The sequence below is a fragment of the Kitasatospora sp. NPDC002551 genome (assembly GCF_040296005.1).
Classification (GTDB): Bacteria; Actinomycetota; Actinomycetes; order Streptomycetales; family Streptomycetaceae; genus Kitasatospora.
Map to the genome: position 1 here is coordinate 194,335 of NZ_JBEOWI010000005.1, position 23,038 is coordinate 217,372.

Annotated in this window: 17 protein-coding genes and 1 pseudogene; 6 read left to right on the top strand and 12 right to left on the bottom strand. The window is 73.8% G+C overall.

Annotated elements, in window-relative coordinates:
- Positions 1–29: 29 nt before the first annotated feature.
- The gene (locus ABT093_RS07655; protein ID WP_350561500.1) at positions 30–1,163 is read right to left on the bottom strand and encodes a hypothetical protein; all 1,134 of its coding nucleotides are present in this window, start codon (positions 1,161–1,163) and stop codon (positions 30–32) included.
- Between the two features lie 210 nt (positions 1,164–1,373).
- Positions 1,374–3,224 (bottom strand): asparagine synthase (glutamine-hydrolyzing), encoded by a 1,851-nt coding sequence (gene asnB, locus ABT093_RS07660; RefSeq protein ID WP_350561502.1) that lies wholly within the window; start codon positions 3,222–3,224, stop codon positions 1,374–1,376.
- Positions 3,225–3,426: 202 nt separating this feature from the next.
- Here asnB and ABT093_RS07665 point away from each other — a divergent pair, with 202 nt between their 5' ends.
- Positions 3,427–3,711 (top strand): hypothetical protein, encoded by a 285-nt coding sequence (locus tag ABT093_RS07665; RefSeq protein ID WP_350561504.1) that lies wholly within the window; start codon positions 3,427–3,429, stop codon positions 3,709–3,711.
- Positions 3,712–3,794: 83 nt separating this feature from the next.
- Positions 3,795–5,648, top strand: a complete 1,854-nt coding sequence (glmS, locus tag ABT093_RS07670; protein ID WP_350561506.1) for a glutamine--fructose-6-phosphate transaminase (isomerizing) — start codon at positions 3,795–3,797, stop codon at positions 5,646–5,648.
- 76 nt (positions 5,649–5,724) lie between these two features.
- Here glmS and ABT093_RS07675 read toward each other — a convergent pair whose 3' ends face one another.
- Positions 5,725–7,521, bottom strand: a complete 1,797-nt coding sequence (locus tag ABT093_RS07675) for a glycoside hydrolase family 35 protein (RefSeq protein ID WP_350561508.1) — start codon at positions 7,519–7,521, stop codon at positions 5,725–5,727.
- Between the two features lie 241 nt (positions 7,522–7,762).
- Here ABT093_RS07675 and ABT093_RS07680 point away from each other — a divergent pair, with 241 nt between their 5' ends.
- Positions 7,763–9,181, top strand: coding sequence for an amidase (locus ABT093_RS07680; protein WP_350561510.1), 1,419 nt, complete (start codon positions 7,763–7,765; stop codon positions 9,179–9,181).
- Positions 9,182–9,212: 31 nt separating this feature from the next.
- Here ABT093_RS07680 and ABT093_RS07685 read toward each other — a convergent pair.
- The 5 genes and pseudogenes from ABT093_RS07685 to ABT093_RS07705 form a co-directional block, all read right to left on the bottom strand.
- Positions 9,213–11,265: pseudogene (locus ABT093_RS07685) on the bottom strand (FUSC family protein).
- Between the two features lie 121 nt (positions 11,266–11,386).
- The gene (locus ABT093_RS07690; RefSeq protein WP_350561512.1) at positions 11,387–12,682 is read right to left on the bottom strand and encodes an MFS transporter; all 1,296 of its coding nucleotides are present in this window, start codon (positions 12,680–12,682) and stop codon (positions 11,387–11,389) included.
- Positions 12,679–13,356 carry an ArsR/SmtB family transcription factor gene (locus ABT093_RS07695; protein ID WP_350561514.1) on the bottom strand — a complete coding sequence of 226 codons (678 nt, stop codon included), beginning with the start codon at positions 13,354–13,356 and terminating at the stop codon, positions 12,679–12,681. Before ABT093_RS07695 ends, ABT093_RS07690 begins: the two co-directional genes overlap by 4 nt.
- 74 nt (positions 13,357–13,430) lie before the next feature.
- Positions 13,431–13,811 carry a MerR family transcriptional regulator gene (locus ABT093_RS07700; RefSeq protein ID WP_350561516.1) on the bottom strand — a complete coding sequence of 127 codons (381 nt, stop codon included), beginning with the start codon at positions 13,809–13,811 and terminating at the stop codon, positions 13,431–13,433.
- Between the two features lie 36 nt (positions 13,812–13,847).
- A complete protein-coding gene (locus ABT093_RS07705) occupies positions 13,848–14,885 on the bottom strand; it encodes an MDR family NADP-dependent oxidoreductase (protein ID WP_350561518.1) in 1,038 nt (345 codons plus the stop codon).
- 259 nt (positions 14,886–15,144) lie between these two features.
- Between ABT093_RS07705 and ABT093_RS07710 the strand changes: the two genes are divergently transcribed.
- Positions 15,145–15,885 (top strand): PIG-L deacetylase family protein, encoded by a 741-nt coding sequence (locus tag ABT093_RS07710; RefSeq protein WP_350561520.1) that lies wholly within the window; start codon positions 15,145–15,147, stop codon positions 15,883–15,885.
- Here ABT093_RS07710 and ABT093_RS07715 read toward each other — a convergent pair.
- The 3 genes from ABT093_RS07715 to ABT093_RS07725 all read right to left on the bottom strand — a co-directional run bounded on the left by ABT093_RS07715 (position 15,882) and on the right by ABT093_RS07725 (position 18,940).
- Positions 15,882–17,879, bottom strand: a complete 1,998-nt coding sequence (locus ABT093_RS07715; RefSeq protein ID WP_350561522.1) for a SpoIIE family protein phosphatase — start codon at positions 17,877–17,879, stop codon at positions 15,882–15,884. The genes ABT093_RS07710 and ABT093_RS07715 overlap by 4 nt on opposite strands.
- A gap of 47 nt (positions 17,880–17,926) precedes the next feature.
- A complete protein-coding gene (locus ABT093_RS07720) occupies positions 17,927–18,121 on the bottom strand; it encodes a DUF1918 domain-containing protein (protein WP_350561524.1) in 195 nt (64 codons plus the stop codon).
- 141 nt (positions 18,122–18,262) lie between these two features.
- On the bottom strand, positions 18,263–18,940 hold the full coding sequence (locus tag ABT093_RS07725; RefSeq protein ID WP_350561526.1) for a TetR family transcriptional regulator: 678 nt from the start codon (positions 18,938–18,940) through the stop codon (positions 18,263–18,265).
- A 119-nt stretch (positions 18,941–19,059) separates the two neighbouring features.
- Here ABT093_RS07725 and ABT093_RS07730 point away from each other — a divergent pair, with 119 nt between their 5' ends.
- Both ABT093_RS07730 and ABT093_RS07735 read left to right on the top strand, forming a co-directional pair.
- On the top strand, positions 19,060–19,623 hold the full coding sequence (locus tag ABT093_RS07730; RefSeq protein WP_350561528.1) for a hypothetical protein: 564 nt from the start codon (positions 19,060–19,062) through the stop codon (positions 19,621–19,623).
- Between the two features lie 152 nt (positions 19,624–19,775).
- Positions 19,776–21,119 (top strand): GH1 family beta-glucosidase, encoded by a 1,344-nt coding sequence (locus ABT093_RS07735; RefSeq protein ID WP_350561530.1) that lies wholly within the window; start codon positions 19,776–19,778, stop codon positions 21,117–21,119.
- A 552-nt stretch (positions 21,120–21,671) separates the two neighbouring features.
- Here ABT093_RS07735 and ABT093_RS07740 read toward each other — a convergent pair.
- The gene (locus tag ABT093_RS07740) at positions 21,672–22,556 is read right to left on the bottom strand and encodes a DUF4231 domain-containing protein (protein WP_350561532.1); all 885 of its coding nucleotides are present in this window, start codon (positions 22,554–22,556) and stop codon (positions 21,672–21,674) included.
- Between the last annotated feature and the right edge of the window lie 482 nt (positions 22,557–23,038).

Genomic DNA, 23,038 nt, shown 5'->3' on the forward strand with positions numbered 1-23,038 from the left:
CGCGGGCCCGACAGGTGGGACGGCGGGCGTCAGTCCAGTGAGCCGGACAGACCGCTCGCGGAGCGGCAGTAGCCCTGCATCTCCTTGTCGGTGAACTTGGCGCAGAGCCGGCCGGCCGCACCCGCCTCCGTGTAGTTGACCGTGTAGTAGCTGACCAGGCCCTCCGCGCAGGCCTTGCGCTGCCAGCCGTCCGCGGCGGTCGCGCACTGCTGGGCGGCCCAGTCCTCACGGTCCAGGTTGTACTTCATGGTGCGCGAGCCCACGCCCCGGCTGCAGTCCACCGCCCCGCCGGAGGCCTTGCCGTCGAGGCACCACTTCAGGGCCTCGGCGTACACCTCGGGGTGGTTCGGGTAGTCGTGCGAGGAGAGGTAGAAGGTGGGGGCGTAGAAGAAGCAGGCGGACTGGAACAGCGCCGGCTGCTCCTTGCACGGGTAGAGCGGGTCCTGGGCGAGCTTGTCGGCGGGCAGGTTGGCCTTGGCCTTCTCGTCCTCCTCGTCCGGGCCGAAGAGCTGCATGAACAGGCCCTCGGAGCAGCGGATCCGGTTCTGGTCGGTGGTGAACCTGTTGCACAGCTCGCGCGCCTTGGCGACGTCCTGCTTGGCGACGAACATCGTGCCGTGGCCGACGCCGTGGATGCACGGGCCGCTGTTCTTGGGCGCGCAGAGCTTGACCAGGTCCGTCTCGGGCTGGGGGGAGGCGTTGAGCATCTCCTCGACGGCGCCGTGCAGGTAGCCGGCCGCGCAGGTCTCGTGCGGGAAGGAGATGACCTTCTGGAAGTCGGCGTTGAAGCGCTTGACCGCCGCGTGCCCGAGCTCGTGGGCGATCGGGTGGCAGAACCGGACGGTGTACGGCAGCTGCTTGGTGATCCTGTCGAGGTCCGCCAGGGCGATGCCGGGGTCGGAGGCGTCCATCTCGGCCATCAGCTTGTTGCGCAGCGTCGAGCGGGTCCACACCGCCGGGTCCCCGGTCGCGGTCGCGGTGGCGCCCGCGGCGGTCGGCTGCGCGGCGCCGGCGGGCGCGGTGCCCGTGGCGTCCCCGGGGGCGGCCGGCCCGGACACCGCGGCGGTGACCGGCTCGGGCGTCCAGTCGGTGACGGCCACCGACCCCAGACCGAGCACCCCGAGCAGCAGGGCGGTGAGGATCGCGAAGGCTCGCGGTTGCATGACGGAGATCCCCCGGCGGATCGAGACGGACGGGACTCTCCCCATCCTGACGGCACGGGCTGAGGATTCCGTGTTATCGGCCGCCATTCGGGAGGTGTCGGCGACGCTACCGCACGTCCCGCCCGGTCAACGAAGCGGGTTGGCGGCTGGTCACGGCCCGGCCCGCGGCCCCGGGTGGCGCGCTGCCCGCACCGCCCGGGGCCGCGTCGCTCAGAGCTCCAGGGACACCTGGTACTCCGTCAGCCAGGCGTCGATGTCCAGGGCCAGATCGGTCGCCAGCCGGACCGACTGCGGGTCGGTGTCCGGCGCCAGCGCGTCCGACAGCGCCCGCCGGTCCAGCAGGGCGAGGGCGGGCGAGCCGGGGTCGGCGGCCAGCGCGGCGAGCTCGCCGCGCAGCAGCTGCGGATAGCGCGGGTCCTGCACGATCGGGTACGGGCTCTTCGCCCGGTCGGCGATCTCGGCCGGCAGCACGTCGCGGACGGCGGCCCGCAGCAGGCTCTTCTCCCGGCCGTCGAAGTACTTCATCGTCCACGGCGTGTTGAAGACGTACTGCACCAGCCGGTGGTCGCAGAACGGCACCCGCACCTCCAGGCCGGTGGCCATGCTCATCCGGTCCTTGCGGTCCAGCAGGATGCGGGCGAAGCGGGTGAGGTTGAGGTACGACACCTCCCGCATCCGCCGCTCGAACGGGTCGGCGTCCGGCAGGTGCGGGACCTCGGCGAGCGCCTCCCGGTACCGGGCCCGCCGGTAGCCGGGCAGGTCGAGCTTGGCGAGCAGCTCCCGGTCCAGCAGCTGCTCGCGCGGCCCGCTGCCGCTGCCGCCGAGACTGCTCAGCACGGGCGCCCACGGGAAGTCGTCGGCGCGCACCAGCCGCGGGTCGTGGAACCAGCGGTAGCCGCCGAACAGCTCGTCGGCGGACTCCCCGGACAGCGCCACCGTGGAGCGCTCGCGCACCCCGCGGAAGAGCAGCAGCAGTGAGGCGTCCATGTCGCCGACGCCGCCCGGGAGGTCCCGGGCGCGCAGGGTGGCGAGCCGCTGCGCCGGGTGGCCGAGGTCGGCGGTGTCCAGCTCGATCACCCGGTGGTCGGCGCCGACGTACCGGGCGAGCAGCTCCGCGTACGGGCCGTCCGGGGTGGTGCGCACGGCGTCCGGGGCGAAGTGCTCGGACTGGCCGGTGAAGTCGACGGCGAAGGAGCGCACCGGTCCGGCGCCGGCGGCGCGCAGCGTCCGGGCGGCCAGGGCGGTGACCGCGCTGGAGTCGAGGCCGCCGGAGAGCAGCGAGCAGAGCGGCACGTCGGAGTCCAGCTGGCGGTGGACGATGTCCTCCAGCAGGGCCCGGACGGTGGTGATCGTGGTGGGGAGGTCCTGGAGGTGCTCGCGGGCCTCCAGCGCCCAGTAGCGCCGCTCGGTGAGGCCCTGGCGCCGCACCCGGACCACATGGCCGGGCCGGACCTCGGCGATGCCCCGGTACGGGGTGATGCCCGGGGTGCGGGTGAGCGTGAGCAGTTCGCGCAGCCCGTCGAGGTCGACCACCGGGCGCACCGCGGGGTGGGCGAGCAGCGCCTTCGGTTCGGAGCCGAAGATCACGCCGTCCGGGGTCGGGTGGTAGTGCAGCGGCTTGACGCCCATCCGGTCGCGGACCAGCAGCAGCTCCTCGGTGCGGGCGTCCCAGACCGCGAAGGCGAACATGCCGTTGAGCCGCTCGGCCAGGTGTTCGCCCCACTCCAGGTAGGCGCGCAGCACCACCTCGGTGTCGCTGCGGGTGCGGAAGCGGTGCCCGGCGGCCTCCAGCTCGGCGCGCAGCTCGCGGTGGTTGTACACCTCCCCGCTGTAGCTGAGGGCGGCCAGCATCCGGCCGTCGTGCTCGGCCGTCATCGGCTGGACCCCGCCGATCGGGTCGATCACGGCGAGGCGCCGGTGGCCCAGCGCGGCGTGCCGCTCCAGGTGGACGCCGCCGGCGTCCGGGCCGCGGCAGAGCTGGGTCTCCGTCATGGCGTCGAGCACCGCGTGTTCGAGGGTCAGGTCGCGGTCGTAGGCGACCCATCCGGTGATCCCGCACATCAGCCAGCCTCCGGTTCTTCCGACACTCTTCCGACGCTCCCTTTCCTCCCCCGGCCCCCCGGTGTGTGAGCAAGTCATCACGCTACGTGGTCACCCGTGCGGCTACAAGACCCCTCTTCATCTTCCGAATGCAGCAAGATCCTGCCCGATTTCGGGCAGGATCTTTGATCTTTCGGCGACGGGATGCCTAGGCTCCCCACTCGTGTCCAGCTCGCCCGGTCCCTCGCACCCTCACGACGACCTGCTCGCGCACCTCACCCGGACCAGCCCGCTCGGGCCCCGGGAGGCGGCGCGGGTGGTGGCGGAGGTGCTGGCGTACTTCTCCGAGACCACCGAGGAGTACGTCCGGCGCCGCCACGGCGAACTGCAGGCGCGCGGCCTGACCAACGAGCGGATCTTCGCCCGGCTCGCCGAGGAGCTGCCGGCCCGCCGGGTCGCGGCGCCCGGGCTCTCGGCCCGCCAGTTGCGCCGGATCGTCTACGGCTGACGGTCCGCGTTCAGGTCTTGTCGGCTCGCCCCGGCCCGCGCCGGCCGGCCGGCCCTCGTCATCACGGAACCAAGGAGTCCACCATGTGCGGAATCGTGGCCTACATCGGCCCCAAGGACGCGACCCCCTTCCTGCTGGAGGGCCTCGCCCGGCTGGAGTACCGGGGCTACGACTCGGCCGGCGTCGCCGTCGCCGGACGCACCGGCGGCATCAAGGTCCGCAAGGTCAAGGGCCGGGTCGCCGACCTCGCCGCCGACGTCCCCGCCCGCTTCAAGGGCACCACCGGCATCGGCCACACCCGCTGGGCCACCCACGGCGTCCCCAGCGACGCCAACGCCCACCCGCATGTCGCCAACGCCGTGGGGGCACCCCCGGCCGAAGGCTGGGGGAGGATCGCCGTCGTCCACAACGGCATCATCGAGAACGCCGACGAGCTGCGTGTGCGGCTCGCCGCCGACGGCGCGGTCTTCCGCTCCGAGACCGACAGCGAGGTGCTCGCCCACCTCATCGCCGCCCACGCCGCCGAGGGCGGCGAGCTGGAGGACGCCGTGCGCGCCGCGCTCGGCAAGGTCGTCGGCACCTACGGCATCGCCGTCCTCGACGCCGAGCAGCCCGACCGCATCGTGGTCGCCCGCAACGGCAGCCCGATCGTGCTCGGCATCGGCGAGAAGGAGATGTTCGCCGCCTCCGACGTCTCCGCCCTGGTCCGCTACACCCGCCAGGTCGTCCACCTGGAGGACGGCGAGCTGGCCACCGTGCGCGCCGACGGCTTCCGCACCTTCACCGAGGACGCCCGCACCACCCACCGCCAGCCGTCCACCGTCGACTGGGAGGTCGACTCCTACGACACCGGCGGCTACGACCACTTCCTGCTCAAGGAGATCCACGAGCAGCCCGGCTCCGTCGAACGCACCCTCAGCGGCCGCCTCGACGAGCGCTTCGCCACCGCCCACCTGGGCGGTCTCAACCTGGACGCCCGCGAGCTGCGCGAGATCCGCCGGGTCAAGATCCTCGGCTGCGGCTCCGCCTACTACGCCGGCGAGATGGGCGCCCAGCTCATCGAGGAGCTGGCCCGCATCCCCGCGCACAGCGAGCCCGCCTCCGAGTTCCGCTACCGCAACCCGGTCGTCGAGGCCGACACCCTCTACATCGCGGTCAGCCAGTCGGGCGAGACCTACGACACCCTCGCCGCCGTCCAGGAGGTGAAGCGCAAGGGCGGCCGGGTGCTCGGCGTGGTCAACACCGTCGGCAGCGCCATCGCCCGCGAGTGCGACGGCGGCATCTACCTGCACGCCGGCCCGGAGATCTCGGTCGCCTCCACCAAGGCGTTCACCTCCACGGTCGTCGCCTTCGCGCTGCTCGCCCTGCACTTCGGCCGGATCCACGACCTCTCGCCCGCCGACGGCCGCCGGATCGTCTCCGCGCTCAAGGCGCTGCCCGGCCAGATCCGCGAGGTCCTCGCCCAGAGCGAGGAGATCGCCGCACTCGCCGGCGAGTACGCCGACTCCACCGGGATGATGTTCATCGGCCGGGTGCGCGGCTACCCGGTCGCCCGCGAGGGCGCGCAGAAGCTCAAGGAGATCTCCTACGTGCACGCCGAGGCCTACCCGGCGAGCGAGCTGAAGCACGGCCCGCTGGCCCTGATCAGCCCCGAGCTGCCGACCGTCGCCCTCGTCCCGGACGACGAGCTGCTCGACAAGAACCTCACCACCCTCGGCGAGATCAAGGCCCGGGCCGGCCGGGTCCTCGCGGTCGCCCACCGCCGCCCCGACAGCAAGCTCGCCGACCACTGCGTGCTGGTGCCCAAGAGCGAGCCCGAGCTGGACCCGCTGCTCCTCAACATCCCGCTCCAGCTGCTCGCCTACCACGCCGCCGTCGCCCTGGAGCGCGACGTGGACAAGCCCCGCAACCTCGCCAAGAGCGTCACCGTCGAGTAGCCCTCGCGGCCGGGGGCCGGACCGTTTCCGGCCCCCGGCGCGGGAGGCGTGTGGAGGCACACGGGGGGCGTGTGGCTCAGTAGTCCGCGCTGGGCGCGCGGGTGGTGGGGCCGAGGTCGGGCTCGTCACGCAGTTCGAGGGCCGCGCCGTGGCGGGTGAGTTCGAGGACGACGAGGGTGTTGCGGCCCGGCCGCCAGAGCGGGGCCGGGGCGTAGAGGGTGCGCTGCGGTCCCTCGTCGGTGTGCCGGCCGAGCAGGAAGCCGTTCAGCCAGAGCAGGCCCCGGCCCCAGCCGGGGAGGGCGACGAAGGCGTCGGCGGGGGCGTCGACGTCCGTCTCGAAGCGGTGGAAGGCGGGCTCGCCGTCGGCGGTGTCGAGGGCGTCGTGGAATTCGAGGGCGCCGAGGTCGGTGAGCGGCAGCGGGCGGATCTCCCAGCCGTGCAGGCGCTGGCGCTCGTGCGAGACGCCGCGCCGGATTCCCTTGCGGTCGTCCAGCTGGGGGCCGTAGTTGGCGCGGCCGAGCGCCTCGACCAGGATGTCGAGGGTGACGCCGTCGGGGCCGGTGGCCAGCGGGAGACTCTCGCCGGGGCGGTTGCGGTCGAGGACGCCGAGCGGGCGGCCGTCGGCGAAGAGCTGCGCGCGGTCGCCGAGGCCGTCGACGCGCAGCGGGAGTTCGGGGCGCGGGCCGGGGACGCGGGTGCGGTAGTGGATCAGGCCGAGCGACTGGCCGAGGCGCTCCATCGGCTCGGGGGCGGGCCGGTGGACGGGGGCGGAGAGGGCGTCGAGGGAGTCCAGGAGGCGGGCGCGGCCCGTCGCGGCGTCGAGCCGGCGGGGCGACAACCGGGGCGGCGGGGGCGGCAGTTCGCCCTCGGGGAGCGGGACGTACGTGCCGATGACGGCCCGCAGGGCGTGGAACTTCTCGGTCAGCTCGCCCGCCTCGCCGATCGGCGCGTCGTAGTCGTAGCTGGTGGTGGTCGGCTCGAAGCCGGCGGTGTCCGGGCCGGTGCCGGAGTGGTTGGCGCCCGCCCAGAGACCGAAGTTGGTGCCGCCGTGCGCCATGTAGAGGTTGACGGAGGCGCCGGTGGCGAGGAGTTCGTCGAGCGAGGCGGCGGTCTCCTTGGCGTCCCGGACGTGGTGCGGGTCGCCGATCCGGTCGAACCAGCCGATCCAGAACTCCATGGCGGCCAGCGGACCTTCGGGCTGCTGCCGGCGCAGCACCTCGAAGCGTTCGGGGGCGCGGGAGCCGAAGGTGGCGGTCGCCAGCAGGCCCGGGATCGCGCCGCCCTGCTGCATGAAGTCCTCGGAGCCGTCGGCGGTGAACAGCAGGCAGTCCACCCCGCGGGCGACCAGGCCGTCGCGCAGGTGCGCCAGGTAGGCGGCGTCGTTGCCGTAGCTGCCGTACTCGTTCTCCACCTGCACGGCCACCACCGGGCCGCCCCGGCTGCCCAGCAGCGGAAGCAGTTGCGGTACCAGGGCGTCGAACCAGCCGTCCACCGCGGCGAGGAAGGCGGGGTCGGAGCTGCGCAGCCGGATCCCGTCCACGGCCAGCAGCCGCGCCGGCAGGCCGCCGAACTCCCACTCGGCGCAGATGTACGGGCCGGGGCGCAGGATGACGTCCAGGCCGTGCCGCTCGGCCAGCCGGACGAACCGGGCGACGTCCCGCCAGCCGGTGAAGTCCACCTCACCGCCCGGGAGTTCGTGGAAGTTCCAGGGGAGGTAGGTGTCCACCGTGTTGACGCCCAGGGCGCGCAGCCGGGCCAGCCGGTCGTCCCACAGGTCGGGGTGGACCCGGAAGTAGTGCAGCGCGCCGGAGACGATGCGGTGGGGCGCGCCGTTGCGGCGGAAGCCGCCGGCGTCGAAGCCGAGCTCGATCATTGCGGACCAGCTTTCGATGGTGGCGTGGCGACGCGGGCCGCCGGGGGTCGGGTTCCGGCGGTCGGGATCCCGGGGCGTCGCCCCTCCGAACGGCCGGTGCGGTGCGATCGTGCCCGCCGCGCGGGGCTGTTCCACCCGGCCGCAGCCGCCCTAGACTGCTCAGCTCGCACGGCATTACCGACGGGTAGGTAGGTTCCCGGGCCGGATGCCGTCACCGACCGACAGGGGATGGGGAGTCCGGATGGCCGACGAGCGGGTGCACGCCTACGGGGACGACGCGCTGGGGGAGCACGACGCGGTGGCCCTGGCCGCCCTGGTGCGGACCGGCGAGGTGAGCCCCGCCGAGCTGGCGGCCGCCGCCGCGGCCCGGGCCGAACGGGTCGACGCGGCGCTCGCCCCGGTCGCCTTCGCCGCGTACGGGCGGGGGCGGGGCGCGGACGGCAGCGCGCACGGCACCGGGGCGAAGGCGCCGCTGTACGGCGTGCCCAGCTACCTCAAGGACAACACCGACCTGCGCGGCATGCCCACCGGCCAGGGCAGCGCGGCCTTCCGCGCCAAGCCCGCCCGCCGCTCCGCGGGCTTCGCCGAGCAGTTCCTCGGCACCGGCCTGTCCGTCCTCGGCAAGACCCGGCTGCCCGAGTTCGGCCTCAACGCCTCCACCGAGTTCGCCGCGGCCCGCCCGGTCCGCAACCCGTGGCGGACCTCGCACTCCCCGGGCGCCTCCTCCGGCGGCGCGGCCGCGCTGGTCGCCTCCGGCGTCGTGCCGATCGCGCACGCCAACGACGGCGGCGGCTCGATCCGGATCCCCGCCGCCTGCTGCGGCCTGGTCGGCCTCAAGCCCACCCGCGGCCGGCTGGTGCCCAACGCCCAGGGCCGCCGGCTGCCGGTGGACATCGTCACCGACGGCGTGCTGACCCGCTCCGTGCGCGACACCGCCGCGTTCTTCGCCGCCGCCGAACGCCACCACCGCAACCCCGCGCTGCCCCCGCTCGGCCTGGTCGAGGGACCGTGCGCGCGCCGGCTGCGGATCGGCCTGGTGGTGGACTCCCCGACGGCGCCCACCGACGGGCCGACCAGGGCGGCGGTCGAGGAGACCGCCGCCCGCCTGGCCGCCCTGGGCCACGAGGTGACGCCGGTGGAGCTCCCGTTCGGGGAGGAGTTCTCCCGCGACTTCATCCTCTACTGGGGCTACATCGCCTTCCTGATCGCCACCACCGGCCGGCTGACCGTCGACCCCGGCTTCCGGGCGGACCGGCTGGACGGCCTCACCACCGGCCTGCGGCGGATCTTCCACCGCGAGTTCACCCGGGTGCCGGGGGTGGTGCGGCGGCTGCGCCTGGCCGAGCGGACGTACGCGGGGCTGTTCCGTACGCGGGACGCGATCCTGTCGCCGGTGCTGGCGCACGTCGCGCCGCCGATCGGCCACCTGAGCCCGAACGTCGCGTTCGACGAACTGCTGGAGCGGCTCACCCGGTACGTCTCCTTCACGCCGGTCAACAACATCACCGGCGGCCCCGGCATCGCCCTGCCGGTCGGCGCGAGCCCGGACGGCCTGCCGATCGGCGTCCACCTGTCGGCCGGACACGGGCAGGAGCGGGTGCTGCTGGAGCTGGCGTTCGCCCTGGAGGCGGACCGGCCCTGGCGGCGGATCCAGGACTGAGTCCCGGTCCGGGACGGAGCCCCGGTCCCCGTCAGCCGAGGACCGGGGAGGCGATCGCGCAGGCCGCCCGGACCTCGCGGCGCAGCGGGCCGAGCACGTCGTCGGCGGTCCCGGGCCCGGTCCCGTGCTCGTCGCCGTGCCCGTCGCCGTGCTCGCCGCCGGGTTCCTCGCCGGGTTCGCCGCCGGGCCCGCCGTCGGGTGGTGGAGCGGGCAGCGGGGTGCCGGTCCGCAGGGCCTCGGCCAGCGCGGCGAGTTCGGCGGCGAGCGCGGCGACCTCCTGCGGCGCCGGCGCCGGCACCCCGTGCTCGACCCGGACCCGGGTGGCGGTGGTCGCCTCCACCACCCGCTCCACCGCGATCACCAGCGGCCACCACGCCGCCGCCCGGGTGCCGGTCGGCGGCGGCTCGGTGAGCGCGCGCTGGAACTCCGAGCGGACCGCCGAGAGGTCCCGGTAGAGCCGCCGGCGCCGGCGCGGCCGGGAGGGCTGGTCGTGCCCGGGGGCGGCGGCGAAGGCCAGCGCCACGTACGCGGAGGTGTCCGCGACCGCGTCGGCCAGCCGGTCGCCGATCCGGGTGTGCCAGGACTCCGGCCAGCACAGGTAGCCGGCCAGCAGCGCGATCCCGCAGCCGATGAGCGAGTCGTACAGCCGGGGCAGCACCAGTCCGAAGCCCTGGTGGTTGAGCAGGTCGGAGAGCAGCAGGATGACCGGTGTGATGGCCGCCGTCTGGAACGCGTACCCCTTCGCCGAGAACGCCGGGATCAGCGTCGCCAGCAGCGCGACGGTCGGCACGTCCCACCAGCCGCGCGGCACCTCGGCGAGCACCGGGATGGCGATCAGCAGCCCGAGCGCCGTGCCGAAGGCGCGCAGCACGGCGCGCGAGAACACCGAGCCGAAGTCCGGCTTCAGGACGAAGGTGACGGTCAGCGCGACCCAGTACGAGCGGGGCACCGGCAGCACCGAGACCAGCACCTGGGCCAGGCCGATGCAGAGCGCCAGCCGCAGGCCGTACCGCCAGGAGGAGCCGGAGAGCAGCGCCGCCCGCGCCGTGCGCCGCATCCGCTCGCCGGGGGCGGCGGGGCGGCCGAGCCGGTCGGGGACGTCCGCGCGCCCGGGTTCGGCGCCGACGGCGGCCGCGTACCGCAGGGCCTGGTCCAGCGCCCGTTCGGACGGGCCGGTGGGCGCCGGCAGGTCCAGGAAGGCGGCGGGGTCCTCGCCCGGCCCGGGGGCGGCGCGGCCGCGTTCGACGGCGTCGGCGAGGATCAGGACGGCGGCCGGGTAGGCCTCCGGCAGCGGGCCGAGCCGGTCCGTCGGGCGCAGCTTCGCGGCGGAGGCCGCCTCGACGACCGGTATCAGCGCGTTGAGCTGGGCGATCAGCCGGGCCAGCCCGGGGGAGCGGCCGTGCCGGCGGGTGCGGTGGGCGAGCAGCATGTCGTACACGGAGTCGAGCGACTGGGTGACGGCGAGGCGCCGTTCGTCGTGCTCCGGGGTGCCGGCGGCGCGGACGAACGCGGCGACCGTCCGGTAGGCGGCGGCCACCGATCCCCGCTCCGGCACGCCGCCGCGCAGCGGCCAGGCGAACAGGGTGAGCAGCAGCACCACCGCCCCGCCGGCGAGCAGCAGCAGGGGCGCCGTCCACCACGGGCGCGGCATCGGCAGGCCCGCCCCGACGACAGCGTTGAGCAGGAGCAGCAGACCGGAGACGGAGGCCACCGAGCCGATCGAGGAGATCATCCCGGAGACCAGCGCGACCAGGGTCAGGACGACGACGGCCGTCCAGTCGCGCCCGAACACCAGGGTGCCGAGGGCGACACCGGCGGCGCCGAACAGCTGGGGCACGGCGATGTTGAAGACCCGCATCCGGTAGGCGTCGGCGGTGTCGCCGATGACGGCGGACAGCGCGCCCATCGACGCCAGCGCCCCGTACGCCGGGCGCCCCGCCGCCAGCCCGACGGCCAGCGGCGCCGCCAGCCCCACCGAGGCCCGGGCGCCCCGCCGCCCACGGCACCGGGGCCGGCTTCGGCCGCAGCCCGGCGGTCAGCCACTTCGGAGGAGAGAGCCGGCCACCCGGCGCGTCCTGTGCCATGCCGTCAACCTACGGCGCCGCCCCGCCCCACCCCGGCCACGGCACGCGCGGCCTTCCCGCGCGGCCCGCCCGGGATGCCGGGATGCCGGGATGCCGGACGGCCGGGATGCCGGACGGCCGGTCAGGTGGTGGCGGGTTCGGGAGCCGGGAGCGGGGAGCCGCCGGGGCGGCGGGTGGTGGGGAGGTCGCGGGTGCGGCCGACGGGGGAGAAGAGGAGGACGAGGGCCGCCAGGGGCACTCCGGCGGTGGTGATCCACAGGGCCGGGCGCAGGCCGAGGGCGGTGCCGAGCGCGCCGGCGAGGAGCGCGCCGAGCGGGATGGTCCCGTAGCTGAGGACGGCCCCGCTCGCGGCGATCCGGCCGAGCAGCTCGGGCGGGCAGTAGCGCTGCTGGAAGCCGGACTTGATGACGTTGCCGGCCACCACCCCGACCGAGACGGCGAAGCCGCCGGCGGCGTAGCAGAGCACGCCGGGGCCGGGGCCGGTGAGCGGGATGAGCAGGGCGAGCGAGGACAGGCCCAGCTCGAAGACGATCATCGCGCGGGCCGTGCCGATCCGGCCGGCGACCCGGCGGGCCGCGAAGGCGCCGAGCACGCCGCCGCTGCCGGCCACCGCGATCAGGGCGCCGACGGTGCCCGGGGCCAGCCCGACCTCGCGGACCAGGAAGGCGACCTGGATCGACTGGTAGCCCATCAGCGCCAGGTTGGACGCGGCCGCGAAGAGCGTGAAGGAGCGCAGCCAGCGGTCCCCGGCGAGCAGCCGCAGGCCCTCGCCGACCTCGCGGCGCAGGTCGCGCTCGGCGGCGGAGCGGGGCGGTGTCTCGCGGTGCCGGATGCGTCCGAGGCAGAGCAGCGAGACCAGGAAGGTCGCGGCGTTGGCGAACATGCCGTTGGCGGCGCCGGCGAGTTGGGCGATCAGGCCGCCGGAGCCGAGGCCGGCGATCTGGGCGGCGGAGGCGCTGCCGTGCAGCTTGGCGTTGCCCTCGGGCTGGTCGGCGGGGGAGAGCAGGTCGGGCAGGTAGGCGGTGTAGGCGGTCTGGAAGAAGACGGCCGCGGTGCCGGTGAGCAGCGCGACGGCCAGCAGCAGTCCGACGCTGAGCCGCCCCGCCCACCCGGCGACGGGGACGGCGGCGAACAGCGCGAGCGAGACGCCCGCGGCGGCGAGCATGACCGGGCGGCGCCGTAAGCGGTCCACCCAGACGCCGGCCGGCAGGCCCATGACCAGCCAGGGGGCCCAGGACGCCGCGCTGAGCAGGCCGATCTCGAAGGTGGAGGCGTGCAGGTCGGAGACGGCGATCAGCGGCATGGCGACGCCGGTGACGGAGGAGCCGAACTTGCCGGCCGTCTCGCCGCACCACAGCAGGCGGAAGTCGCGGTGGCGGCGCAGCAGGCTGCGGGGGGCGGTGCGGTCGCGGTTCACTCGCCGCTCCGGTGCGGGGTGTCGCCCGCGGCGGGGCGGGGGCGGCGGGGGAAGGACTGGAGCTGGACGACGATCGGCAGCGCCGCCGGGTCGGCCTCGGCCTCCGGGTCGGTGTCCGGGGCGGGCAGGTGGCGCCGGATGACGGCGAACAGCTCCTCGTTGAGCGTCCGGAGCTGGTCCGGCGTCAGCCACAGCCGGCTCCAGTCCGAGATGGTGCCGGCGCTGCGCCACTCGTCCGGCCAGTCCTCGGTGACGTACGTGTCGATCCGGTTGAAGTACTGCTCAAGGAGTTCGTGCAGGTAGAGGGAGACCGCGCCGCGGGTGTCCGGGTCGTCCCGGAAGTCGTTGGTGTCGAGCCGGTTGGCGACGGGGACGCGCCGCCACCAGCGCTCGCGCTTGGTGCCGCGGCCGGTCTCCTCCTCGATGAAGCCGTGCTCGGCGAGGTGGCGCAGGTGCCAGCTGACGGTGCCGGTGTTCTCGCCGAGCCGCTCGGCGAGCCGGGTGGCGGTCGCCGGGCCGTCGAGGTTCAGCAGTTCGAAGATCTTCATCCGCAGCGGGTGCGCGAGCCCGCGCAGGCTGCGGGCGTCGATCCGGCGTGCCGGCGGGCGGGGCGTCGTGGGGCCGGGCGCCGCGGGTTCCTCGGCGGTTCCTTCGGTGGTTCCTTCGGTGGGCATGCCCAGCATCGTAGGAGGCAGAGAGTTCTCTGCATAGGGGTCTCTGCAGAGAACTCTCTGTAAATCGGGGGAGGTTATGGCACGACGGCTCCGGTGTGCCGGGCCAGGGCCTCGCGCAGCCGGGTCAGCCGGGCGATCTCCGCGTCCAGGGCGGCGAGCCGCTGGGCGATCACCGGGGCGAAGGTGTCCGGCCCGAAGTCCCCCTCCGACGCGCAGCTGCGCGGCGGGTCCGAGGCGAGCAGGTCCAGCCGGTGCGAGCGGCTGGCGAGGTCCTCGACGGTGAGGCCGAGCGCCAGCAGCGCCCGGATCACCCGCACCCGGGTCACCGTCTCCGGCCCGTACTCGCGCTGGCCCGCGGCGGTGCGGACTGGCGGTGGCAGCAGGCCCCGCTGTTCGTAGAAGCGCAGTGCCCGCGGTGTGGTGCCCGCGGCCGCCGCCGCGTCCCCGATCCTCATCCGTCCCGCCATCCGTCCTCCCCGCGCGCGTCCCGCCTACAGGTCGACGACCGTCACGCCGAAGACGTCACCGCCGATCAGTCGGGACAACGCCCCGGGTGCCTGCTCGATGCCCGTCAGGACCGTCCTGGGGACGGTCAGTTCACCGGTACGCAGCCAGGCGCCGAGCCGCTCGCGCCACTCCGGCTCCAGCTCCGTGTACCGCTGCCCGCTGATGCCGTGCACGGTGACGCTGCGGGTGAGCAGCCGGAAGGTGTCCACCACGGTGGGCGCGTCGGCGCCGCTGCCGCCCGGGGCCATCTGCCCGGCGAGCGCCCCGATCAGCGCGAACCGCGCGTTCGGGCGGGCGGCGTCGACGGCCGCCGTGAGCTGCTCGCCGCCGACCATGTCCAGCACCACGTCGACGCCCTCCGGGGCGGCCTCGGCCAGCTGCCCGGCGATCGGACCCTGCCCGCGCACCAGCACGGCGTCGTAGCCCAGCTCCCCGGTCAGCCGCTTCGCCTTGGCCGCCGAGCCGGTGGTGCCGATCACCCGGGCCGCCCCCAGCAGCCGGGCCAGCTGCCCGGCCACCGTGCCGACCGCCCCCGCCGCGCCGGTGACCAGGACGACGTCCCCCTCCCGCACCTCCGTGGCCCGGGTCAGCGCGCCGTAGGCCACGACGCCGGGGGAGAGCAGGGCGAGCGGGTCGGGGAAGCCGTCCGCCACCCGGGTGAACGCGGCGGCCTCGCCCACCGCGTGGTCGCGCCAGCCGAGCAGGTGGGTGACGAGGTCACCGGGGCGCAGCGGGCCGTCGGCGGGCGCGGCCAGCACCTCGCCGAGCGCGGGCCCGGCCAGGGCGTCGCCCGGCCCGAACGAGAACGGCGCGTCGGCGAACGCGCCGCCGACGAGGGTGCGCAGGCCGGGGAAGACCAGGAAGGCCCGGTTGCGGACGAGCACCTCGTCCGGGCCCGGGGCGGACAGCGGGCGCTCGGCCAGGGCGAAGTCCCCGGGGACGGGCAGGCCGCCGGGCGCGGCGGCCAGCCGGACCTCGCGGACGGTGCTGGGGAAGCGGACGGTGCTGGAGGAGGAAGGCATGAGGGGACTCCGGAATCCGGTACGGGTGACGAGGCGACGGCGGGGCCGCCGCGCGGTGCGGGGACGCTAACCCCTGCCCCGCGCGTCAGGGGCAAGCCCGGTCACTCCGGACGCCCCGCCGCGATCGCCCGGCGGCCGGCCCGGTGATCTTCTAGAGTCGCGACCGGTAGGACCGTACGACCACACGCACCACCTGCACCGCACGCCGCACGGTGCGCCCCACCCGCGCGCACCGGTTCCACGGAGAGGCAGCACCACCATGACCGAGCAGGCACCCGCGCCCTTCCAGCGCGTCGACGAGGACTGGCAGACCGCCCTGGTCGTCGTCGCCCACCCCGACGACATGGAGTACGGCGGGGCCGCCGCCGTGGCCCGGTGGACCGACCAGGGGAAGAAGGTCGTCTACGTGATGGTCACCAGCGGCGAGGCCGGCATCGACGGCATGGCCCCCGAGCAGTGCGGCCCGCTGCGCGAGGCCGAGCAGATCGCCTCCGCCGCCCTCGTCGGCGTCGACACCGTCGAGTTCCTCGGCCACCCGGACGGCGTCGTCGAGTACGGCCTGCCGCTGCGCCGCGACATCGCCCGCGCCGTCCGTCGGCACCGCCCGGACATCGTCATCACCAGCAACTTCCGCGACACCTGGGGCGGGGTCTTCCTCAACCAGGCCGACCACATCGCCGTCGGCCGGGCCACCCTGGACGCGGTGCGGGACGCGGCCAACCGCTGGGTCTTCCGCGAGCTGATCGACGAGGGCCACCAGCCGTGGGACGGGGTGCGGCAGATCTGGGCGGCCTCCTCGCCCGACTCCGGGCACGCGGTGGACACCACCGAGCACTTCGACCGGGGCGTCGCCTCGCTGGAGGCCCACAAGGCGTACCTGGCCGGCCTCGGCGGCGCGATGGCGGACGCCCGCGGCTTCCTGGAGGGCGCCGGCCGGGGTGCGGGCACCCGGCTCGGGACGCGCTTCGCGGTGTCCTTCGAGGTGTTCCCGCTGCGCTAGCCGCCCGGGCTCTCCCGGCCCCCGGGCGGGCGGGAGGCCGGGTTGCGGCGCAGGGCGAGGACCGTGAGGTCGTCCCGCCGGCGGCCGCGGCTGTAACGGTGGACGTCCTCGTCGACGGCCGAGGGGAGCTCGTCCGGAGTGCGGTCGCCCAGGGCGCCGAGCCGCTGCTCGACCGGGTAGAAGACGCCCTCGCCGTTCGCGGCCTCGGTGACCCCGTCGGTGAGCAGCAGCAGCGTCCCGTCGTCGGGGAGGTCGAACCACTGGACGGTCCGGACCTCCCCGGCGAGGTCGGCGAGCCCGAGCGGCACGCCGGCCGCCAGCGGGACGGCCTCCGCGCGCCCGCCGGCGAGCAGGTACGGGGCGAGGTGGCCGCAGTTGACGGCCTGGACGTCGCCGCGGCCGTCCAGGCAGAGCACCGTCGCGGTGACGAAGCGCTCGGCCTCGCCGCTCTGCACGGCGTAGGCGTTGTGCCGGGTGACCGCGTCCTCCAGGGCGAGGGCGACGTCGGTGAGCGCGGGCTCGCGGAAGGCCGCCTCGCGGAACGCGCCGAGCACGGCGAAGCCGGTGCCGATCGCGGGCAGGCCCTTGCCCTGGACGTCGCCGATGACGACCCGGGTGCCGTACGGCGTCTCGGCGATGTCGTAGAGGTCGCCGCCCACCATGGCGTCCTCCTCGATCGGCCGGTAGCAGCCGTGCAGCAGCACGTCGGAGGTCAGGGCGGGCAGCGGGCGCAGCAGTTGGCGCTGCAGGGCGACGGCGGTCTGCCGCATCCGGTGGAGATCGCGCTCCCGCCGGATCCGGCGCGCGCAGAGCACCACGGCGACGACCGCGGCGCCGACGACGGTGGCCAGTGTCAGCACCCGGCCGGTCGTCGACTGCGGCGGGAAGAGCACCGAGCTGACGAGGATGACGCCGGTGACCCAGCTCGCGGAGGCGACGGTCTGGCGGAGCGTGCCCAGGCCGGCCAGCAGCGCGGGGACGAACACCAGCAGCAGGACGAGCCGGGCGTTGGTGCCGCTCGCCGCCTGCGCGCCCAGGGCCAGCAGAGTGGCCAGGAGGACGGCGAGGAGGACGGTCCGGTCGGTGGGCGCCCGCAGCGCCTCCTCGGACCCGCGGCCCTTGGGCGTCCCGCCGTCGGTCATGCTCGCCTCCCAGGTGATCGTTTCCAGGCTCACCGGCCGGGGCCGCGGTCGCAACCGCGCCCGCGCCGTTGCGCGTGCCGTCCTGCCTGCTGTCCTGCCGGCCGTCCTTCCTGGCGTCCGGCCTGTTGCCCCGCCTGTTGTCCCGCCTGTTGTCCCGCCTGTTGTCCGCCGCCGGCGCAGCAGATGACGGGCGGCGAGCAGGACGGCGAGCACGCCGAGCGCGACCAGCAGCCACAGCTGGTAGCGCACCGCCGTCCGCCAGACGGTGCCGACGTGGGAGCCGGCCAGGTACCCGACGGCCGCCCACACGCCCACCCAGAGCGCGGCGCCGAGCACGTTGAACACCTGGAACCGCGGCCAGGGCATGCCGGTCGTCCCCGCGATGATGCCGCTGGTCTGCCGCAGCCCGTCGACGAAGCGGGCCACCGTGACCACCTTGCCGCCGTGCCGGGCGAAGAACACCTCCGCGCGCGCCGTCCGCTCCCGCGTGAGGAACACGTACCGGCCCCAGCGCTGCACGAAGGCGCGGCCGCCGGTGGCGCCGATCAGGTGGCCCAGGGTGTTGCCGAGCACGGCCGCCGCGAAGGCGGTCGCCACCACGGCGGCGAGGTCCAGGTGGCCGGTGCCGGCGAAGACGGCGGCCAGTACCAGAACGGTCTGCCCGGGCGCGGGGATCCCGCAGTTGTCGAGCAGCACGCACAGGGCCACCGCCGCGTAGCCGTAGTGCTCCAGCAGCGGCGCGAGCGCGGCCAGCGGCCCCGGCAGCGCCGGCGTGGGCGTGGGCGCGTCGCCGGTGAGGGGCAGGGCGGCGAGCGGAAAGGCGACGAGGGACAGGCCGGCGGGGAGCAGCACGGCTCACCGCCCCGGGCCGGACGGGCGCGGGGCGGTGGCCGGTGGGGTCAGCGGATCGCCTCGCGCGGCTCGGTGGTGCAGTCCGGGCCCGGGTAGACCAGGCCGGTGTGGCCGTCCTCGAAGCGGACCACGTACGGCGGTTGGCCGTCCTGGCCGCGCACCTCCACGATCTCGCCCTTCTGGTCGACCATGCCCACCGCCCTGCTGTGGATGTGGAGCTGGTCGCCTACCGCTGCGTGCATGGTCTTGCTCCTCGGGTGTCGGGGGGACAGCGGGGACCGGTGGGCCGGCTGGTGCCGCCCTCCTGTCTCCACTGTGCTGCCCGCCCGCCCGGGCCGCAACGGCTCACCGGGACCCGCCGCGGACCAGCGGCGGGCCGTCACTCAGCGTGGGCCGAGCTGTTCGAGGAGGTAGCAGCGGACCAGCCGCTTGCACTCGCCGATCATCACCGGATCGCCCTGCGGATCCGCGCGGAAGGCCAGCTTCAGCACCGCGTCCGCCGCCTCCAGGGCCACCCGCAGACCGAGCGTGAGGGCCGCCGGGTCGGCCGTCGCGAAGAGTTCGCCGCCCAGCGCCTGGAGCCGCAGCGCGACCGCCGTGTTGTTGTCCACGGCGGTGTCCAGCAGGTGCCGGTCGTCCTGGACGCCGGGCGGTACGGCCGGTCCGGTGAGCCCGAAGTCCACCTGCCCGAAGCCCGGGACCGTCCGCTTCATCGCGACGAACTCCTCCACCGCGAGGTCGGTGAACCCGGCCGGTCCGGTGGGGGCCTCGGTGCGCAGCCGCTCGTCGAGCCGGTGCAGGTAGTGGTCGAGGTTGCGGCCGGCGAGCGCGGCGAGCAGGTCCTCCTTGCCCGCGAAGAACTGGTACAGCGTGCCGATCGGCACCTGCGCGCGGTGGGCCACCTCCTTGGTGGTGAGGGCCGTCGCCCCGGCCTCGTCGAGCAGCGCGGCGCAGGCGTCCAGGATCCGCTCGTAGCGCTCCTGGCTGCGCTGCTGCACCGGCCGTCGCCGTCCGGGGCCCGTCCGCCCCGGGCCCGGGTGACTCCTCGTGTCCGCGCTCATGGGGCCACTGTGCCGCAAACGCCGTTCACCGGGCCAATTCCCGCGATCCGCCGCGGACCGCGTGCCGTGCGCGCAGGGCATAGGCTCTGCGCTGATCACAGGGGCAGGGAGAGGAAGACATGGGCCAGAAGATCATCCGATTCTCGGATCTGACCGGCAAGCACGCGGAGAACGAGGACGACCTGGTGCGGATCGTCGTCCGCGACCACCCCGACCTGGCGGACGGCCCGGTCGAGATCGAGGCGCTGCCCGGGGAGCTGGCCGGCATCGCGGGCCTGGCGCTCGATCTGGTGACCGTCGAACTGCACCACCCGGACGGCGACGAGCCGGAGACCGTCGTGATGACCGCCGAGGCGTTCGACCGCCTGGCGACGGCCGCGCCGATGGCCGAGGTGCTGCGCGGCGCCAAGCGCGCGCCCCGCGCCATCCCGGGCCAGAGCCCGGCCACCGCCGCCGCGGCCGCCCGGGAGCGGGTGAACTACGCGAGCCTGGAGCACGCCGGCCGCCCCCACAAGGGCCGCACCACCGACGCCGAGAAGCAGCTCGTCCAGCAGCACCTGGACGAGATCAACGCCCGCCTGACGGCCGAGGGCATCCGGACCATCGACCTGGCCAACCCCGAACACGTCACCCGCTACGGCCTCGAATCCCTCGCCCACACCCGGGGCGCCACCCTCACCTGACGTCCGTCCCTCTCCCCGGTGGTTCGTGGGGCGGGCCGCCGGGGAGCGGGGGCACCGCGACGTCTCCGGATCGCCGGGGCCCTGGCAATCCACCGGCCGGCCACTAATATGAGCAGTCCTCATATTTTGCGCGTCGAGGGGGAGCTGCTGCCGTGCCGAACCGATCCGACCTTCCCGCGGACTTCCGCTGGGGCGTCTCCACCGCCGCCTACCAGATCGAGGGAGCCGTCGACGAGGACGGCCGGGGCCCGTCCGTCTGGGACACCTTCGCCGCCCGCCCCGGCGCGGTCCGCGACGGGCACACGGGGGTGGTGGCCTGCGACCACTACCACCGGTATCCCGAGGACATCGCCCTGATGCGGGGCCTCGGCCTGGACGGCTACCGCTTCTCCATCGCCTGGCCCCGGATCCAGCCCACCGGCGCGGGCGCCGTCAACCCCGCCGGCCTCGCCTTCTACGACCGCCTCGTCGACGCCCTCCTCGCCACCGGCATCACCCCGCTGCCCACCCTCTTCCACTGGGACCTCCCGCAGGCCCTGGAGGACCGGGGCGGCTGGCTGAACCGCGACACCGCCCACCGCTTCGCGGACTACACGGCCGCCGTCGCCGACCGCCTCGGCGACCGCGTCCCCGCCTGGATCACCCTCAACGAGCCCTTCGTCCACATGGTCTATGGCTACGCGCTGGGCATCCACGCCCCCGGCCGCGCCCTGCTGCTCGACGCCCTCCCCACCGCCCACCACCAGCTTCTCGCCCACGGCCTGGCGGCCTCCCTGCTCCACGGGCGCGGCCTCGACGTGATGATCGCCAACAACCTCACCCCCGTGCAGGCCGCCTCGTCCTCGGCCGCCGACCTCGCCGCCGCCGACGCCTACGACGCCCTCCACAACCGCCTGTTCACCGACCCCCTCCTCCTCGGCCGCTACCCCGACCTCACCGCCTTCGGCGTCGGCCCCGACCTCCACGGCGCCGTCCGCCCCGGCGACCTCGACCTCATCACCGCCGCCCCCCTCACCGGCCTCGGCGTCAACTACTACAACCCCACCCGCATCGCCGCCCCCACCGACCCCGGGGGCCTCCCCTTCGACCTCGTCGACATCCCCGACGTCCCCCGAACCGCCTTCGGCTGGCCCGTCGTCCCCGAAGGCCTGCGCGAACTCCTCCTCACCCTCCGCGACCGCTACCCCGACACCCTCCCCCCGATCACCATCACCGAGAACGGCTGCTCCACCACCGAGGGCCCCGACGACCCCACCCGCATCTCCTACCTCGCCACCCACCTCGACGCCCTCGCCACCGCCATCACCGAAGGCATCGACGTCCGCGGCTACTACACCTGGTCCCTCCTCGACAACTTCGAATGGGCCGAGGGTTACCACCAGCGCTTCGGCCTCGTTCACGTCGACTCCGCGACGCAGCGGCGTACACCCAGGTCCTCGTACGCCTGGTACCGCGACCTGATCGCCACCCACCGGGCGAAGTCCGCAACTCGGTAGCAGGGGCCGGGGGCCGGACCAGGTGGGCCCTATCAACCGGGGCGTTTGTGTCGGAGCAGCGATTCGTCGAAGAACGTGTCGGGAGGTTTCGTGGTGATGGCGGGTCGGGTGAACTCGAGGCGGCTCGCAGCTAGTCAGACTTTGCGTTCGGAGTAGCCGCGACGGCGATGGCTCTGTGTCCAGCCGGCAGGCCCCACTCGACGACATGGAGTTCCGCCTGCTCGACCGCACTGCGAGTCACCCCCAAGGCAGCAAGCGGTGTTGCCCCGTGGCGCTCCAGCCAGCCGAGGCGGCGATGCTGCTCCACCGGGTCCAAAGTGTCCCAGCAGTCCAGGGTGACTCCCGGAGCAAGCGTGCCCAGCGCTTTCATTCGAGCGGCGACATGTCGGACGTACGGAAGTTCGAAGGGGGATCGAGCCAGCTCCACCAGGCACCAGGCAGTAGCGTACGGGAGTGATCCGTGGGCTGTCATCAGCCGACGGGTTCGCCGATGTTGAGCCGGCGCGAGCAGGAAGCGCAACTTCGGCCATGTGGTACTGGCCATTCCGCTCATCAGCCGGCGTGCTCCTCGCTTGCCGAGCTGGATTGCTCGAGCTGCAGCTCCCGCTTTCTCTGCTCCTCCTTCAGTCGTTCGACGAAGCGTGCAAATGTCCTCAGTCGGTCGTCTTCGGAGAGAGGGGTGTTCGGGTCGCTTCCGGCGTATTCGTCCAGCATGAACTGCGAAGCGTTGTAGTGCTTTTCGATCTCATCGGCAGTGGACTGCAGGTTGTAGCCGCGCTCTCGAAATTTGAAGTACCCTGTAACACCTGCCGAAATTCCGACAAATCCACTGAGGAAGGCAGTTCCGAGCCTCAGTGAAGTGCTGCCTCCGTCATTCATTGCGGTGAGGGTCGACGTTACGATTGACCCGGTGATAATGATCACCTGGAAGAAGTTGTGGACCCGACGATTCTTGTTGGCTCCCTTCCGGTACTGATCGACAATCTCCAGTGATGCTTCGCGGTAGATTCGCAGGGCGGATGGGGAATCCAGTGGGAGTTGCGCTGCGGCGGTCTGTCGGTCTTGAAGTGCGTTCCGCAGCTCGCCGGACTTGGTGGAGATCTTCTTGCGGTTGGCCCACAGGAGTCTCCCCATTGCCACCCACAAAGCAACAACGATTGCCAGTCCTGCATACCTCGTGAAAAGCGGCTGCGTATTCCAGAGGCCGATGATCACGGTGTAGCCCAGCAGGAAGGCCAACAAAATCGCGCCGAGCATGCTCAGTAGGAAGATGCGCTGGAAGGCGCGGGCCCCGCGAAGGTCGACCTCTAGTTGGTCAAATTCTTTGACCTTCTGCCGGTAGGTCTCCTGGAGGCGTTGCTCCTGCTCCGACGGCAAAACTGGCCGATATTCTGGCGGACTTTGCACGCCTCGGGAAACACTGGTGCCCGCTGTCACGGGTCCTCCTGTCCTCTCGCCTAATCCACAGGAGGATAGGGTGCGAATCGCGGGTCCACAAGGGCGGGTTCATGTGGAGCTGAGTTCCGCGAGGAATGAATCGAAAACCACCACCCGTGTCGTCAAAATATTCGATTGCCCGTAGAATCTGCGACCGCTTACAGGAATGACTGATTCAATTGTGAAAACCTGTTCGGGTACTGGTTTGCACGTCATGTCGGCTGGAGCGGGCTCTGGCAGCGCGGCTCGGGTGAGGGTGATCACGTGGTGCGCACCCGGTGGCTGGCCGGCGTTTCCGGTCATGGCGGTGCCGAATTCGGATCCTCGTGAGGAACCTGTTGAGAGTGAGGGCCGGCGCGGCGGCCGAGAGTCTGGACGAGGCCGGGGCCGCCGATGCCGCGGCGCGCGGGCTCCGGTCCTCGCTCCTGGCCGTCGAGAGCACCGTCGGCGAGGACTACCGTCAAGTGGCCATCCGAATCGGC